The 16,408-nt window shown below is 58.4% G+C and carries 16 protein-coding genes; 13 read left to right on the top strand and 3 right to left on the bottom strand.

The window, feature by feature from the left end:
- Window positions 1-2: 2 nt before the first annotated feature.
- The 4 genes from rimM (at window position 3) to EQV90_RS08495 (ending at window position 2,210) form a co-directional block, all read left to right on the top strand.
- Window positions 3-542 carry a ribosome maturation factor RimM gene (gene rimM / locus EQV90_RS08510; protein ID WP_003440264.1) on the top strand — a complete coding sequence of 180 codons (540 nt, stop codon included), beginning with the start codon at window positions 3-5 and terminating at the stop codon, window positions 540-542.
- Window positions 543-544: 2 nt separating this feature from the next.
- Window positions 545-1,297, top strand: coding sequence for a tRNA (guanosine(37)-N1)-methyltransferase TrmD (trmD, locus tag EQV90_RS08505; RefSeq protein ID WP_003440270.1), 753 nt, complete (start codon window positions 545-547; stop codon window positions 1,295-1,297).
- 45 nt (window positions 1,298-1,342) lie between these two features.
- Complete coding sequence (rplS, locus tag EQV90_RS08500; RefSeq protein WP_003440273.1) at window positions 1,343-1,693, top strand: 50S ribosomal protein L19; 351 nt, start codon at window positions 1,343-1,345, stop codon at window positions 1,691-1,693.
- A 94-nt stretch (window positions 1,694-1,787) separates the two neighbouring features.
- Window positions 1,788-2,210, top strand: coding sequence for an acyl-CoA thioesterase (locus EQV90_RS08495; RefSeq protein WP_003440275.1), 423 nt, complete (start codon window positions 1,788-1,790; stop codon window positions 2,208-2,210).
- A 38-nt stretch (window positions 2,211-2,248) separates the two neighbouring features.
- Here the strand turns inward: EQV90_RS08495 and EQV90_RS08490 are convergent, their stop codons facing one another.
- Window positions 2,249-4,048 carry a sodium:proton antiporter gene (locus EQV90_RS08490; protein WP_010655981.1) on the bottom strand — a complete coding sequence of 600 codons (1,800 nt, stop codon included), beginning with the start codon at window positions 4,046-4,048 and terminating at the stop codon, window positions 2,249-2,251.
- Window positions 4,049-4,168: 120 nt separating this feature from the next.
- Between EQV90_RS08490 and xerD the strand changes: the two genes are divergently transcribed.
- The 5 genes from xerD (at window position 4,169) to EQV90_RS08465 (ending at window position 9,495) form a co-directional block, all read left to right on the top strand.
- On the top strand, window positions 4,169-5,065 hold the full coding sequence (gene xerD, locus EQV90_RS08485) for a site-specific tyrosine recombinase XerD (RefSeq protein ID WP_003440282.1): 897 nt from the start codon (window positions 4,169-4,171) through the stop codon (window positions 5,063-5,065).
- A gap of 147 nt (window positions 5,066-5,212) precedes the next feature.
- Window positions 5,213-5,944 (top strand): thioredoxin fold domain-containing protein, encoded by a 732-nt coding sequence (locus EQV90_RS08480; protein ID WP_003440287.1) that lies wholly within the window; start codon window positions 5,213-5,215, stop codon window positions 5,942-5,944.
- Between the two features lie 136 nt (window positions 5,945-6,080).
- On the top strand, window positions 6,081-7,385 hold the full coding sequence (locus tag EQV90_RS08475; RefSeq protein WP_003440289.1) for a homoserine dehydrogenase: 1,305 nt from the start codon (window positions 6,081-6,083) through the stop codon (window positions 7,383-7,385).
- A 106-nt stretch (window positions 7,386-7,491) separates the two neighbouring features.
- Window positions 7,492-8,901, top strand: coding sequence for a threonine synthase (gene thrC, locus EQV90_RS08470; protein WP_240877979.1), 1,410 nt, complete (start codon window positions 7,492-7,494; stop codon window positions 8,899-8,901).
- Window positions 8,902-9,087: 186 nt separating this feature from the next.
- Window positions 9,088-9,495 (top strand): response regulator, encoded by a 408-nt coding sequence (locus EQV90_RS08465; RefSeq protein ID WP_003440292.1) that lies wholly within the window; start codon window positions 9,088-9,090, stop codon window positions 9,493-9,495.
- A 262-nt stretch (window positions 9,496-9,757) separates the two neighbouring features.
- Here the strand turns inward: EQV90_RS08465 and EQV90_RS08460 are convergent, their stop codons facing one another.
- The gene (locus EQV90_RS08460; RefSeq protein WP_003440294.1) at window positions 9,758-10,540 is read right to left on the bottom strand and encodes a TIGR02285 family protein; all 783 of its coding nucleotides are present in this window, start codon (window positions 10,538-10,540) and stop codon (window positions 9,758-9,760) included.
- Window positions 10,541-10,578: 38 nt separating this feature from the next.
- Window positions 10,579-11,778 (bottom strand): CaiB/BaiF CoA-transferase family protein, encoded by a 1,200-nt coding sequence (locus EQV90_RS08455; RefSeq protein ID WP_003440296.1) that lies wholly within the window; start codon window positions 11,776-11,778, stop codon window positions 10,579-10,581.
- A 172-nt stretch (window positions 11,779-11,950) separates the two neighbouring features.
- Here EQV90_RS08455 and EQV90_RS08450 point away from each other — a divergent pair, with 172 nt between their 5' ends.
- The 4 genes from EQV90_RS08450 (at window position 11,951) to EQV90_RS08435 (ending at window position 16,388) form a co-directional block, all read left to right on the top strand.
- A complete protein-coding gene (locus EQV90_RS08450) occupies window positions 11,951-12,493 on the top strand; it encodes a YaeQ family protein (RefSeq protein WP_003440298.1) in 543 nt (180 codons plus the stop codon).
- 178 nt (window positions 12,494-12,671) lie between these two features.
- On the top strand, window positions 12,672-14,381 hold the full coding sequence (recJ, locus tag EQV90_RS08445) for a single-stranded-DNA-specific exonuclease RecJ (protein WP_003440300.1): 1,710 nt from the start codon (window positions 12,672-12,674) through the stop codon (window positions 14,379-14,381).
- Window positions 14,382-14,525: 144 nt separating this feature from the next.
- A complete protein-coding gene (locus EQV90_RS08440) occupies window positions 14,526-15,632 on the top strand; it encodes an NADH:flavin oxidoreductase/NADH oxidase (protein ID WP_003440303.1) in 1,107 nt (368 codons plus the stop codon).
- Between the two features lie 36 nt (window positions 15,633-15,668).
- Complete coding sequence (locus tag EQV90_RS08435; protein ID WP_010655980.1) at window positions 15,669-16,388, top strand: tellurite resistance TerB family protein; 720 nt, start codon at window positions 15,669-15,671, stop codon at window positions 16,386-16,388.
- The last annotated feature ends 20 nt before the right edge of the window (window positions 16,389-16,408 follow it).

The following is a 16,408-nucleotide window of genomic DNA, read 5'->3' as shown; positions in this document are numbered from 1 at the left end:
ATATGAGCGTGACGCCTGATCTTGCTGATGATTTGATCGTTATCGGCAAAATTTATTCAATTCACGGCGTTCGCGGCGAAGTGAAGGTTTATTCCTTTACGGATCCAATTGATAACCTGTTGGACTACAAAAAGCTGACGCTTCGGCGCGGTAATGAAGTACGACAGGCAGAGCTGGTCAGTGGCCGTTCTCATAACGGCAAGTTTCTGGTCGTGAAGCTCAAAGGTCTTGATGATCGTGACGAAGCTGGTCTTCTGCGCGAATTCGAGATCTGCGTGCCACGCAACCTGTTTCCTGAACTGACCGATGGCGAGTACTACTGGTACCAGCTGCAGGGTCTTAAAGTGACCAACCTCGAAGGGCAATTGCTCGGCAAGGTTGTTGATCTGATGGAAACTGGCTCGAACGATGTCATGGAAGTCAAACCTTGCCCAGGCAGCCTGGATGATCGTGATCGCTTGTTGCCCTATACAGAGCAATGTGTGTTGAGCATCGACCTGGAAGCTGGCGAGATGAAGGTGGATTGGGATGCGGACTTCTAAGCGTGGCTAAATTGCGCGTAGAAGTGATCAGTTTGTTTCCCGAAATGTTTTCCGCCATCAGCGACTACGGCATCACTAGTCGTGCGGTGAAACAAGGGCTGTTGCAGCTCACCTGTTGGAACCCGCGTGACTACACAACGGACCGGCATCACACTGTGGACGATCGCCCATTTGGCGGTGGTCCGGGCATGGTGATGAAGATCAAGCCTCTGGAAGATGCACTGGTTCAGGCCAGAGAAGCAGCCGGAGAGGCGGCGAAGGTAATTTACCTGTCGCCCCAAGGCCGTCAACTGAATCAGTCGGCGGTACGCGAACTGGCGAATGAGGAAGCATTAATCCTCATTGCAGGTCGCTATGAAGGCATTGACGAGCGTTTTATAGATGCTTATGTCGATGAAGAGTGGTCGATTGGTGACTATGTACTTTCCGGTGGCGAGCTGCCGGCGATGGTTCTGATTGATGCGGTTACACGACTGCTGCCTGGAGCTTTAGGGCATGCGGACTCCGCGGAGGAAGATTCCTTCACGGATGGTTTGCTGGATTGCCCGCACTACACCCGACCGGAGGTGTATGCGGATCAGCGTGTTCCCGACGTATTGCTTAGTGGCAATCATGCACATATCCGGCGTTGGCGTTTACAGCAGTCCCTTGGGCGGACCTTTGAACGACGCGCCGATCTTCTGGAAAGCCGCTCGCTTTCTGGAGAAGAGAAGAAGCTGCTCGAGGAATATATCCGCGAGCGGGACGATAGTTAACAACGTATCGATGGTAGATCAGACGATCTACCTTAGGAGCACAGCATGACTAACAAAATCATCCTTGCACTCGAAGCAGAGCAGATGACTAAAGAGATCCCTCCTTTTGCCCCGGGCGACACCATTGTCGTTCAGGTGAAAGTGAAGGAAGGCGATCGTTCGCGTCTGCAAGCTTTCGAAGGTGTAGTGATTGCCAAGCGTAACCGTGGCGTGAACAGTGCTTTCACTGTTCGTAAAATCTCCAACGGTGTTGGCGTAGAGCGTACTTTCCAGACCTACAGCCCGCAAATCGACAGCATGGCAGTCAAGCGTCGCGGTGACGTTCGTAAAGCCAAGCTGTACTACCTGCGTGACCTGTCCGGTAAAGCAGCTCGCATCAAGGAAAAACTGGCTTAAGTCCAGCTTCCCGATGCAGAAAAAAGCAGCCTTCGGGCTGCTTTTTTGTGCCTGAAATTTGTCAGTTTTTTGTTTGGTTGCAGGTAGTAAAATCATGGCTTCGCGTGAGCAAGAGATTCAACGTCGTACCGAATTGTCCGTAACCCGTATTACTAAAGCGGTATTCCCGTCCACCACCAATCATCACAACACCTTGTTCGGCGGCACTGCACTGGCCTGGATGGACGAGGTCTCGTTTATCGCCGCGACCCGTTTCTGCCGTTTGCCGCTGGTGACTGTGTCCACCGACCGGATCGACTTCAACCACCCGATTGCGGCCGGCTGCATAGTCGAGCTGATCGGGCGTGTGGTTAAAGTCGGCAATACCAGCCTCAAGGTTGAGGTTGAGGTGTATGTCGAAAGCATGAGCTGTGATGGTCGCGAGCTGGCGATCCAGGGCCTGTTCAGCTTTGTCGCCATTGATGATGACAAGCGCCCGGTACCGGTATTGCCAGGCTTTGCCCGGCAAGGCGAGTAATAACCAACACAGGTTGGAGCCAGCCTGGCTCCAACAGGCTAGGCGTCCTGCCTGATCAAGGCCAATAGCGTCCAGCCGGCTCCCGGCTTCAAATCGCTGTCTGGCGTCACCACATGCACCCAACTGTTGTGGTCGCGGGCAAACAGCAGTGTGGCGCGCTCGCCATGCAGGGCCTGGTAATCCTCCCAAGTGAAGTTTTCAGTCAGCTGAGTGCTGTATATCTCGGCACCGTTGTGCAGTTCACTGGCCAGTTGGGTATAGGTCAGGACCGGGTTGCCCAGTGATTGCCCGCGATGCTCATGACTGGCGCGATGTTTGTCGGTGCGGCGGATTTCCTGACCACTGGCCAATGTATACAGGCGCCTGGGGCCAAATTCATGGCGAAAGCGGATTGCGGCCAGGGTATTGAGCTCACCCGATGGCGACAGCGCAAGCAGGTGCCCGAGGCCCACCAGGTCCAGATGCACCTCGGCGTGTTGCGAGGCCGGGTTGCCAAAGTAGGTCGGCAGATTCTCCATGCGCGCTGCGCGGATATTTTCCCAGTTGGAGTCGGTCAGCAATACGCGACTGCCCAGCTGTTGCAGGGCTTTGCCAATGGCCCGGGCCGGACCGTTGGCGCCGACGATCAGAAAGCCGCTGGGGGCTGGCTCGGCGACCTTGAGCAGGCGTGCCAGGGGGCGAGCAGTAGCACTCTGCAGCACAACGGTGCCAATGATCACGGCAAACGTCAGTGGCACCAGCAACAGCGCCCCTTCATGTCCGGCCTGATCCAGGCGAATTGCAAAAATGGCCGACACCGCCGCCGCAACAATGCCCCGCGGTGCGATCCAGGCCAGTAGCGTGCGCTCACGCCAGTTGAGTTTTGAGCCGAAAGTCGATAGCAGTACGTTCAGCGGGCGAGCAATGAATTGAATGATCAGCAGCAACACCAGCACCACGGGCCCCAGCGCGATCATGGCATGCAGGTCCAGGCGTGCCGCCAGCAAAATGAACAGGCCCGAAATCAGGAAAATACTCAGGTTTTCCTTGAAGTGCAGAATGTTGCGTACATCAACGCCCTTCATATTCGCCATCCATATGCCCATCAGCGTGACGGCCATCAGTCCTGACTCATGCATCACCGTATTGGAGGCAATGAATATGGCCAGCACTGTCGCCAGTGTGGCCAGGCTGTGCAGGTATTCGGGCAGCCATTGCCGGCGCAGGATATGCCCCATGACCCAGCCGCCCACGATGCCAAACAGGCTGCCGCACACAATCACTCCGCCAAAGGTCAGCAGGCTGTGGCTCAGGCCTTCGCCTGAAGCGCGGGTAATGATGAAGCTGTACACCACCACTGCCAGTAACGCGCCAATGGGGTCGATGACAATGCCTTCCCAGCGCAGGATATTGGCGATCGATGCCTTGGGTCGCACCACGCGCAGCATTGGCACAATCACCGTTGGCCCGGTAACCAGTGTCAGGGTGCCGAACAGCAGCGCCAGCAGCCAGTCAAAGCCCAGCAGCCAATGCGTGGCCAGGGTAATCACCGCCCAGGTCGAGAGGGCCCCGATGGTAACCAGGCGGCGCACTACGCTGCCTATTTCGCCCCATTCGGACAGGTGCAGGGTCAGGCTGCCTTCAAACAGGATCAGCGCCACTGACAGCGAAACCAGAGGCATCAGCAGAGGGCCGAACAGCTCTTGCGGATCAAGCCAGCCCAGAACGGGCCCTACGAGAATCCCGGTCAGGAGCAAAAACAGGATGGCTGGCAGTTTCAGGCGCCAGGCCAGCCACTGAGAGCCCAGGGCGGCGATGCCGATTCCTCCCAACGCCAGCAGAATCTGTTGTTCATTCATAAGGGGCTCCTGTGAGAACCTGTGGTTTATGGCATCAGCCGGCCATGAAAGACTAGCGGCCACTTTTGCAGTTCACCTTTTATTTATGCGCGGCCTGCGGGCTGCGCTTTTCGAGCGCCAATGCCTGCTATAGACAATCCACTTATCGACCGTTTCCTGGATGCCCTGTGGCTGGAAAAGGGGCTGTCGGACAACACCCGTGACGCTTATCGCAGCGATTTGGCGTTATTCAATGGCTGGTTGCAGGAGCGCGGTCTTGAGCTGGCCGGTGCCGGCCGCGAGCTGATTCTGGATCACTTGGCATGGCGCCTGGAGCAGGGTTACAAGCCTCGCTCCACAGCGCGTTTTCTTTCCGGAGCCCGTGGCTTCTATCGCTATTTATTGCGCGAAAAGCTGATTGCAGTCGATCCGACCTTGCAGGTCGATATGCCGCAATTGGGCAGGCCGCTGCCCAAGTCCCTGTCAGAGGCGGATGTCGAGGCGTTGCTCGCCGCCCCGGATCTGGCAGAAGCCATTGGTCAGCGTGACCGGGCGATGCTCGAGGTGCTTTATGCCTGCGGCCTGCGGGTTACCGAGTTGATCAGCCTGACTCTGGAGCAGGTCAACCTGCGTCAAGGGGTGTTGCGGGTAATGGGCAAGGGCAGCAAGGAGCGGCTGGTGCCAATGGGGGAGGAGGCGATTGTCTGGGTTGAGCGCTACATGCGCGATGCCCGCCATGAGCTGCTGAACGGCCGCCCCAGCGATGTCATGTTCCCCAGTCAGCGCGGTGAGCAAATGACCCGTCAGACCTTCTGGCACCGTATCAAGCATCAGGCTCAAGTGGCCGGGATCGACAAATCCCTGTCGCCCCACACCTTGCGTCACGCCTTCGCGACCCACTTGCTCAACCATGGTGCCGATTTGCGGGTGGTGCAGATGCTGCTGGGCCATAGTGATCTGTCCACCACCCAGATTTACACCCATGTGGCGCGTGCCCGCCTGCAAGAAATGCATGCCCTTCATCACCCCCGGGGCTGAGCTGTTTATAGATGCTTGCGTCGGCTGGAGTCGGCCACGCAAGCCAACTGTGGTAGGCTTTGCCGGTTAATAAAGCGCGCCGCCGGAATCCTTTTTTTCAGATCGTGATTTTCCGGTTTGGCCGCTTGTCCGCCCTCAGGAGTTCCCATGCGCGTGACCCGAATTTTTGCCGCCGCAGCCATTGCGTTGGTCAGTACCTTTTCTTTTGCCGATAGCGGTGCCGAACAAGCGATTCGCAAGAGCCTGGAAACGCTGCAACTGGATGTTCCGGTCGAGAGCATCAGCGCCAGCCCAATGGCCGGCCTGTACGAAGTCAAGCTCAAGGGCAGTCGCGTGCTGTATGCCAGTGCCGATGGACAGTTCATCGTCCAGGGCTATATGTTTCAGCTCAAGGACGGCAAGCCGGTCAATCTGACCGAGCAGGCCGAACGCATTGGCGTCGCCAAGTTGATCAATGGTATCCCGGTGGCAGAAACCGTGGTTTACCCGGCAATCGGTGAAACCAAGTCGCATATCACGGTCTTTACCGACACCACTTGTCCGTACTGCCACAAATTGCACGCCGAAATCCCTGAACTGAACAAAATGGGGATTGAAGTGCGCTATGTTGCTTTCCCGCGTCAGGGCCTTGGCTCGCCGGGTGACAAGCAACTGCAGGCGGTCTGGTGTTCCACGGACAAGAAAGCTGCCATGGACAAGATGACGGATGGCAAGACGGTAGAGGCGCCTAAATGTGCCAATCCGGTTGCCAAACAGTTCGCCATGGGCCAGTCCATTGGTGTAAATGGTACGCCGGCGATTGTTTTGGCAGATGGCCAGGTCATTCCGGGCTATCAGCCTGCTGCGCAGGTTGGCAAGCTGGCACTCAGTGTTAAATAATCCGGCATCGTCACGGTAAGCCTTTGACGATCATGGCGGGGCGGTTCAGTGGCCCGGCTATTAATAGAGAACCGTGGCAGTCCACGGTTGTTTTCCACGGCCGACCTTGAGTCGGCCGTTTTATGGGGAGTTCAGCGTGAATCCGGTCAAAGTAGGTATCTGTGGGCTCGGGACCGTCGGTGGCGGCACCTTCAACGTACTAAAGCGTAACGCCGAGGAGATTGCCCGCCGTGCCGGGCGTGGTATCCAGGTTGCGCAAATTGCCATGCGTACGCCAAACCCTCAGTGCGACATTACCGGTACCCCCATTACCAACGATGTATTCGCTGTTGCGACCAACCCTGAGATCGACATCGTTATCGAGCTGATTGGTGGTTACACCATCGCTCGCGAACTCGTACTCCTGGCCATCGAAAACGGCAAGCACGTGGTTACTGCCAACAAGGCGCTGATTGCGGTTCACGGCAACGAAATTTTTGCCCGGGCACAAGAGAAGGGCGTGATCGTTGCGTTCGAAGCGGCAGTTGCTGGCGGGATTCCGGTGATCAAGGCCATCCGTGAAGGCCTGTCGGCCAACCGCATCAACTGGGTTGCGGGCATCATCAACGGTACGGGCAACTTTATCCTCACCGAGATGCGTGAGAAGGGCCGCACCTTTGAAGACGTGCTGACTGAAGCCCAGGCCCTGGGTTACGCCGAAGCCGATCCGACGTTTGACGTCGAAGGCATCGACGCCGCACACAAATTGACGATTCTGGCTTCGATTGCGTTCGGCATCCCGCTGCAATTCGACAAGGCCTACACCGAAGGCATCACCAAGCTGACCACGGCTGACGTGAATTACGCCGAGGCGCTGGGCTATCGCATCAAGCACCTGGGTGTGGCACGCAGTACTGCCAGCGGTATCGAGTTGCGGGTGCACCCGACACTGATCCCGGCTGACCGTTTGCTTGCCAACGTCAACGGTGTAATGAACGCAGTCATGGTCAATGGTGACGCAGCAGGCTCAACCCTGTTCTACGGCGCCGGCGCCGGCATGGAGCCAACCGCTTCGTCGGTGGTGGCAGACCTGGTGGACGTGGTGCGTGCGATGACCTCCGATCCCGAGAATCGCGTCCCGCACCTGGCCTTCCAGCCGGATTCGCTGTCCGATCACCCGATTCTGCCAATCGAAGCCTGCGAAAGCGCTTATTACCTGCGCATCCAGGCCAAGGACCATCCGGGCGTACTGGCCCAGGTGGCCAGCATCTTGTCGGAGCGCGGGATCAACATCGAATCGATCATGCAGAAAGAAGTTGAAGAACATGACGGTCTGGTGCCGATGATTCTGCTGACCCACCGTGTGCTCGAGCAGCACATGAACGATGCGATCGCAGCGCTTGAAGCACTGCAGGGCGTTGTGGGTCCGGTGGTTCGCATCCGCGTTGAGCATCTTATTTAATTAAGCAGCGGCAAGCGCCAGGCTGCAGGCTGCAAGTCAAGCCAATGCGCTTTTACTTGCAGCTTGTCGCCAGACAGCTTGCCGCTCAAACCGAAGGTTTGAAACCATGCGCTATATCAGCACCCGTGGCCAGGCACCGGCCCTGAACTTTGAAGATGTCCTGCTGGCCGGTCTGGCCAGCGACGGCGGTTTGTACGTACCGGAAAACCTGCCGCGCTTTACCCAGGAAGAAATCGCTTCCTGGGCCGGCCTGCCGTATCACGAACTGGCTTTTCGGGTCATGCGCCCGTTTGTCACCGGCAGCATTCCTGACGCCGATTTCAAAAAGATTCTCGAAGAGACCTACGGCGCGTTTTCCCACGCAGCTGTAGCACCACTGCGCCAGCTCAATGGCAACGAGTGGGTCCTGGAGCTGTTCCATGGTCCTACGCTGGCGTTCAAGGACTTTGCCCTGCAACTGCTCGGACGCTTGCTCGACTATGTGCTGGAAAAACGTGGCGAGCGCGTGGTTATTGTCGGCGCTACTTCCGGAGACACCGGGTCTGCGGCCATTGAAGGCTGCAAGCACTGCGAAAACGTCGACATCTTTATCCTGCACCCCAACAACCGGGTGTCCGAGGTACAGCGTCGCCAGATGACCACGCTGTTCGGCGACAACATCCACAACATCGCCATCGAAGGCAACTTCGATGACTGCCAGGAGATGGTCAAGGCCAGCTTTGCCGATCAGGACTTCCTCAAGGGCACACGCCTGGTGGCAGTGAACTCGATCAACTGGGCGCGGATCATGGCCCAGATCGTTTACTACTTCCACGCAGCCCTGCAACTGGGCGGCCCGCATCGCTCGGTTTCGTTCTCGGCGCCTACCGGTAACTTCGGCGATATTTTTGCCGGCTACCTGGCGCGCAACATGGGTTTGCCGATCAATCAGTTGATCGTTGCCACCAACCGTAACGACATTCTGCACCGCTTCATGAGCGGCAATCAGTACGCCAAGGACACCCTGCACGCGACCCTGTCGCCGTCGATGGACATCATGGTGTCCTCCAACTTCGAACGCCTGCTGTTCGATCTGCACGGCCGTAATGGCGCGGCAGTTGCGGGTCTGATGGAAGCCTTCAAGCAAACCGGCAACTTCAGCGTCGAAGATGATCGCTGGACCGAAGCGCGTCGTTTGTTCGATTCGCTGGCAGTCGATGATGAGCAAACCTGCGAAACCATCGCCCAGGTGTTTGCCGAAACTGGCGAAGTGCTGGACCCGCATACCGCTATCGGGGTCAAGGCCGCCCGTGAGTGCCGTCGCAGCCTGGATATTCCGATGGTTATTCTGGGCACTGCGCATCCGGTCAAGTTTCCTGATGCGGTAGAAAAGGCCGGTGTCGGGAAAGCGCTTGAGCTACCAGCGCATCTTGCTGATCTGTTTGCGCGGGAAGAGCGCTACACCGTTCTGGCCAATGACTTGAAAGCCGTACAAGCTTTTGTCAGCCAGCATGGCAATCGCGGCAAGCCACTCTAAGTCTTGCGTATGTTGAAGCCCGTCATTTGACGGGCTTTTTTATTTGTGGCCGATAACGTGCTGCCGGCCCGGTCTGCCACCAAGAAGTTTCCTGTCGGTATTTAGGAATCATCCGATGTTTATTGCTGGCCATCCGCTCTAGAGTCGACTCCCCTGCGCCAAGTACGCGTTATGCTCCAAAGGCCCATGATGCGCTCCCTGAAAGTTTTGATTGTTGACGACAACCCTTTCCAGCTGATGTCGTTGCATCAGATGTTGAATGCCTATCACATATTCGATGTCCTGGCGGCTGACAACCTAGAGTCTGCCCGGGGCTCGCTGGCCAGGCGCGGGGCCATCGATGTGGCCATTTGTGATTTGTATCTGGAAGCCGCCGACGCACTGCAGCTGATCCATGAAATGTCCGCCAAACCTGAGGCGCCGGCACTGATTTTTGTCGGCGGGGCCGAGTCCCATGTCCTGGAAAGTGCGGTAAGCACAGCCCGCAAGGATGGTCTCAGGGTGTTGGGATATTTGCCCAAGCCGGTGACTGTAACCGGCTTGGGGCTTTTGCTGGACTCCTATCAGCAGAGCCGCGCAGTGGCCGGGGCTTGATAGTGCGAATTGATTGCATATGCCGGGGAACCTTTCCCGCAGGTGCTATGTCAGATTCAGCATCAACAGGATCAAGCTTATTGCTCCGATGCTTGTAGCCTGTTGAGTGGGTCTTCATGACCTTGTTAAATCCCGGGTTGTCTCCCCACTGCCCGGGATTTTTTTTGTGCTTTTTTTGTCATTGTCCCTGGCCGTCCCGGGGTTCTGGCAGTCGCCGGTGTGGCCGGCCCCGGGGCATATCCCCGCCGGGGCGCGCAGTCCCTCATGGCCGATCAGCCAGTATGGCGTTGACTCTGCGAATGACTTCGCGCCCTTCAGGGGTATTGGTACAGCCGATGTAAATGGGCTGGTAGGCGGGGGCACCGAGGATGCGGTAGAAAATCAGCGACTCAGGATTGAGCCCTTGTTGTCTTGCCTTGGATTGAATCTCCGGCCAATAGCCCAGCAGCGCCTGAACCCGGCCGGCACTCTGCATGTGCAGCAAACTGCCCAGCGGATCGTTGCCGTAGTGGATGAAGAGCTGGTGTTTGCGGCCTTGTGACACTTGAGCATCAATCCATGGTCCGTAGCTGCGCTTGGCGATGACGCCGAGCTTCAAGGTTTGAGCGTCGAGCATGGCCGTCAGGTCTACCGCCTTGTCGCGGACAAAGGGCTCAATCAGTTTTTGATCTTCGCGTCGAATCACCAGGCCATTGCCATGCAAGCCGATGACCGGGCTGGAATAGACAATTGAGTGGGCGCGCCTGGGGTTCCATACCAGTGCCGGGTCGCAGGCCAGCGAAGCTTCTTCGAGCATCCGAATGGCCCGGGCACGATTGACCGGCAAGATGACGTGCTGATATTGCGGCATGCCTGTCATCAATGCGGGCATCAGCTGGTCAATGAGCCCCTGACCTTTTTGCGGGCCATCGCGCACCGTCAATGGCGGCAGATCGCGCATCAACCAGATGAGCTTTGGTGCCGCCAGAGTCTCTGGGGGCCAGGCAAGCAATGCCAGCGTGACCAGACCTGCGCAAATGCCGCGCCACTTTGAGTGCCGGGTCATGGTGCTGATCTTTTCCCGTAGCAACTAACAATCACCGGTCAAATGGCACCTGCCAGCTTGAGCTCAGCGATGGCTGCAGCGTCGTAGCCCAAACCGCTCAGCACTTCATGATTGTGTGCACCCAGCTCCGGGCCCACCCAGTCGGCGGAACCCGGGGTCTCGGATAGCCGCGGTACGATCCCCGGCATCTTGAAGTCTTTACCGTCAGGCAGTTTGGCTTGCAGAAACATTTCACGGGCCAGAAATTGCGGGTCGGTGAACATGTCTTCTGCCGAAAAAATGCGACTGGCCGGGACCTGGGCAGAGCTCAGTTGTTCGAGCACGGTCTGCAGCGGCAATGAGGCCACCCAGCGATCAATCACGCCGTACAGCTCGTCACGGCGGGCGTCGCGTCCGTCGTTGCCGGCAAGTTCAGGGTCATTGGCCAGGTCATCCCGGCCGATGATGAGCATGAACCGTTTGAAGATGGCATCGCCGTTGGCGCCAATTTGTACGTGCTTGCCGTCCTGGCTGGTGTGGATCGAGGAGGGGGTAATGCCGGGCATGATATTGCCGGTGCGCTCGCGAATAAAACCGAACACATCGAACTCGGGCACCATGCTTTCCATCATTGCGAAAATCGCCTCGTACAGTGCGACGTCAACCACTTGCCCCTGGCCGCCGTTAACCTCGCGATGACGCAACGCCATCAGGGCGCCAATCACACCCCACAGCGCGGCAATCGAGTCACCAATGGAAATGCCGGTACGTACCGGAGGGCGATCCTCAAAGCCGGTGATATACCGCAGCCCGCCCATGGATTCACCGACGGCACCAAACCCCGGCTGGTCTTTCATCGGCCCTGTCTGGCCAAAGCCCGAGAGGCGCACCATCACCAGCTTCGGGTTCAGGGCATGCAGTACATCCCAGCCCAGGCCGAGTTTCTCCAGAACCCCGGGGCGGAAGTTCTCGATCAGGATATCGGCGTCTGCCAGCAACGCCTTGAGCACGTTGAGGCCGTCAGGATGCTTGAGGTTCAAGGTCAGGGATTTTTTGTTGCGGGCCTGGACGAACCACCACAACGAGGTACCTTCGTACAGCTTGCGCCATTTGCGCAGCGGATCACCGCCGTCGGGGGATTCAACCTTGATCACCTGGGCGCCAAATTCGGCGCAGATGCGCGACGCAAAAGGCCCCGCTATCAGGGTACCCAGTTCGACGACTTTGAGGCCTGAAAGGGGTTTGGTGGCGAGTGGCATGGGTAGTCCTTGTCCAGGGCGAGCGAGTAGAGCCTTTTAACATAGGTGGCAGCACCTGTCTTATCTGTGGGTTTAGCCCTCTTGCACAAGCGTGCCCTTACAGTTGAATTGAGCGCAGGCGGGGGTGTATCGGTTAGACTTGGCGCCTTTCTCCGTATCAAGAAGCCCGTTCATGGCCCAGCCGTCCACGACTTACAAGTTTGAACTGAATCTCACCGATCTCGATCGCGGGGTGTATGAAAGCGTCAAGCAGACCATCGCCCGTCACCCGTCTGAAACTGAAGAGCGCATGACCGTGCGTCTTCTGGCGTATGCCTTCTGGTACAACGAGCAGCTGGCTTTTGGTCGTGGTCTTTCGGATGTCGACGAGCCGGCACTGTGGGAAAAAAGCCTGGACGACCGCGTTCTGCACTGGATCGAAGTCGGCCAGCCCGATGCCGATCGTCTGACCTGGTGTTCGCGCCGTACTGAACGCACCAGTCTGCTGGCCTATGGCAGCCTGCGCGTTTGGGAAGGCAAAGTGATCCCGGCCATCAAGAACCTGAAGAACGTCAATATCGCGGCCGTTCCGCAAGAGATTCTTGAAGTCCTGGCCAAAGACATGCCGCGCGTTATCAAGTGGGACGTGATGATCAGCGAAGGCACGATTTTCGTGACCGACGATCGCGGCCAGCACGAAGTCCAGTTGCAGTGGCTGCAGGGCGATCGCGGTTAACAGAGCACATGAAAACTGCTGCGCTCGACAATACTGGGTTAAAGGCAGGCCCGGACTGCCCATTTTCACCCCGTAAACTGCGCGTCCTCGCCTGCTTTTGCCTTGTCTTGCCTTCGCTCGCGACGTTTTCAAGCGACCTGTACAAGTACATTTTTCAATAAGAGCCTCCATCCAGCTTATGCGCATCGAACCTCGTCCACTGCCCGAAATCCTGCCTTTTCTGGGCGAAATGCCGACATTGCTGACGCGTCTTTACGCCGCCCGTGGCGTGCAGTCGCAAGCGGAACTGGACAAGAGCCTGGCGCGGCTGATTCCGTATCAGCAGCTCAAGGGCATCGATGCCGCCGTGGATTTGCTGGTGGTGGCCCTTGAACAGCGCCAGCGCATCCTGATAGTCGGAGACTTTGACGCCGACGGCGCCACGGCCAGTACCGTCGGCATGCTCGGTTTGCGTCTGCTGGGCGCGGCCCATGTCGATTACCTGGTGCCTAACCGTTTCGAATATGGCTACGGCCTGACCCCGGAAATCGTCAAAGTCGCATTGACCCGCACGCCACAGTTGCTGATCACCGTCGACAACGGCATTTCCAGTATCGAGGGTGTGGCAGCGGCGAAAGAGGCCGGGTTGAGCGTTCTGGTCACCGACCACCACTTGCCGGGCAACGAGCTGCCGGCGGCTGATGCCATCGTCAATCCCAACCAGCCGGGCTGCGAGTTTCCGAGCAAGGCACTGGCGGGTGTCGGGGTGATCTTCTATGTGCTGATCGCTTTGCGTGCTCGCCTGAACAGTCTGGGCTGGTATCAAAACAGCAAGGCGCCAAACATTGCCGAGCTGCTGGACCTGGTGGCCCTGGGCAGCGTGGCGGACGTGGTGCCGCTGGACGCCAACAACCGGATTCTGGTGCATCAGGGGCTCGAACGCATTCGGGCCGGGCGTGCGCGGCCGGGGCTCAAGGCCATTCTTGAAGTGGCCAAGCGTGACCACTCGCGTATTACCTCCACCGATCTTGGATTTATTCTTGGGCCGCGCCTGAATGCCGCCGGTCGTCTGGACGACATGAGCCTGGGTATCGAATGCCTGCTCACCGACGACGCCAATGCCGCGCGGGAAATGGCCGCGCAGCTCGACGAAATGAACCAGGATCGCAAGTCCATTGAGCAAGGCATGCAGCGTGAAGCGCTGGCCCAACTCAAGGAGCTGCCGGTTGAAAGCATGCCGTTTGGTTTGTGCCTGTTCGATCCGGAGTGGCACCAGGGGGTGATCGGGATTCTGGCTTCGCGCCTCAAGGAGCGTTACTTCCGCCCGACGTTCGCGTTTGCCGATGCGGGTGACGGCATGCTCAAGGGCTCCGGTCGTTCGGTGGCGGGCTTTCATATCCGCGATGCGCTCAGCGTGGTGGCTGCCCAGCACCCGGACCTGATCAGTAAATACGGCGGCCACGCCATGGCCGCAGGCCTGACCCTGCCCGAAGCGAACTTCGCGGTGTTTTCCCGTGCGTTCGATGCCGAAGTGCGGCGTCAACTGCGTGAAGAAGACCTGACGGGGCGATTGATGTCGGACGGCAGTCTGGCGGTAGAAGAGTTCCATCTGGAACTGGCGCGGGCCCTGCGCAATGCCGGGCCATGGGGGCAGCACTTCCCCGAGCCGCTGTTTCATGGGGTGTTTCAGTTGGTGGAGCAGCGAATTGTCGGGGAGCGCCACTTGAAAGTGGTGCTCAAAACCGAGTGCGGCAGCGTCAAGCTGGACGGCATTGCCTTCGGAGTTGACCGCGAAGTGTGGCCGAATCCGACCATTCGCTGGGTTGAACTGGCCTATAAACTCGACCTCAACGAATTTCGCGGCAACGAAACCGTACAACTGATGATTGCCCACATCGAACCGCGTTAACCCCGGCGCTCAACCCTTGCGGGAGCTGGCAAGCCAGCTCCCGCAATCTGTACAAAAGATGAACCCCACCTCTTGCAGGGTTGTCGACTAGGCTCTAGGTACGCTTGTTCCCTGGAGCCTGCCCACTGTCATTAGAGGTGACCCATGAGTCTGCTGCTAGAGCCCTATACCCTGCGTCAACTGACCCTTCTCAACCGCATTGCGGTCTCGCCAATGTGTCAATACTCCAGCGTTGACGGGCTGGCCAATGACTGGCATCTGGTGCATCTGGGCAGCCGTGCTGTTGGCGGCGCCGGTCTGGTTTTTACTGAAGCTGTGGCGGTAACCCCTGACGGGCGTATCACCGCGCAGGACCTTGGCTTGTGGAACGACGAACAGATCGAGCCCCTGCAGCGCATTACCCGCTTTATCCGGGCCCAGGGTGCCGTGGCCGGTATTCAGCTGGCCCATGCCGGGCGCAAGGCCAGCACCTATCGTCCCTGGCTGGGCAAGCAGGGCAGCGTCAAAGTGGAAGAGGGCGGTTGGGTGCCGGTCGGTCCTTCGCCCATAGCCTTTGACCCGCGGCACACTGCCCCGACCCAGCTCGACGAAGCCCAGATCAACGACCTGATTCAAGCCTTTGTCGATGCCGCCAGGCGGGCACTTGTGGCTGGTTTCTCGGTGGTTGAAATTCACGCTGCCCATGGCTACCTGCTGCATCAATTCCTGTCCCCGCTGAGCAATCAACGGCGCGACCAGTACGGTGGCTCCTTCGACAACCGTATTCGCCTGGTGCTGCAAGTCACCAAGGCCGTACGTGACATCTGGCCTGAAGAGTTGCCGCTGTTTGTCCGGGTATCGGCGACCGACTGGGTGGAAGATGGCTGGAACCCGGACGAAACCGTAGAGCTGGCGCTGCGCCTCAAAGCGCTGGGGGTCGATCTGGTGGATGTGTCTTCGGGGGGCACCGCCGCCAATGCCGAGATCCCGGTCGGGCCGGGGTATCAAACCCGTTTTGCCGAGCGTGTACGCAAAGAGGCAGGCATCGCCACCGGCACTGTAGGCATGATTACCGAGCCGGCTCAGGCAGAACATATTCTGCGTACCGGTCAGGCCGATTTGATCCTGCTGGCCCGCGAGCTATTGCGTGACCCCTACTGGCCGCTGCACGCCGACGATGATCTGGGCGGCCAGAAGGCGATTTGGCCAGCCCAGTACCAGCGTGCCACTCACCGCGACCAACCGATACACGAGTCGGATCTGCGCGACTGAGATTCTCCCCTGCCACCCATTTACGAGAGGTGTTTAATGAATACGCGTGGATTGCTCGATCAGTTGCTCAAGTCCGGTCAACAGATGTTGCAGAATAAAACCGCGGGGCAAAGCACCCCCTCCGGCTCAGACAAAGGTGGACTGGGCGGCCTGCTGGGAGGCTCCGGCGGGTTGGGCGGGTTGCTTTCAGGTGCCGGTGGCGGTGCGCTGGCGGCAGGCGTGCTGGGGATGTTGCTGGGCAACAAGAGTGCCCGCAAATATGGCGGGCAGGCCCTGAGCTATGGCGGTCTGGCCGCGTTGGGGGTACTGGCCTACAAAGCCTACGGCAACTGGCAGGCCAACCAGGGTACGGCGCCGCAAACAGAACCGCAGACGATCGACCGGGTAGCGCCCCAGCAGGTAGAGCAGCACAGCCAGGCGATTCTCAAGGCGCTGGTTGCAGCGGCCAAAGCTGATGGTCATATCGACGAGCGTGAGCGACAGCTTATTGATGGCGAGTTCAGCAAGCTGGACGGTGACCCGGCCCTGCAGCAATGGCTGAAAACCGAAATTGACAAGCCACTGGACCCGGCTGAAGTGGCGAGTGCTGCCAGCACCCCGGAAATCGCTGCCGAAATGTACATCGCCAGCCTGCTGCTGGTGGATGAAGAGAGCTTTATGGAAAAGGCCTATCTGCAAGAACTGGCCAAGCAACTCAAGCTCGATCCGGGCCTGAAGGCTGAGCTGGAGTCCCAGGTTAAACAGGCGGCGGAGTAACCCTTTACTGCAGGAGCGGG

Source organism: Pseudomonas sp. TMW22089 (assembly GCF_022496645.1).
GTDB classification, from domain to species: domain Bacteria; phylum Pseudomonadota; class Gammaproteobacteria; order Pseudomonadales; family Pseudomonadaceae; genus Aquipseudomonas; species Aquipseudomonas paraversuta.
Note: the sequence above shows the minus strand (reverse complement) of the source record. Positions and strands in the feature narration are given on the sequence as shown.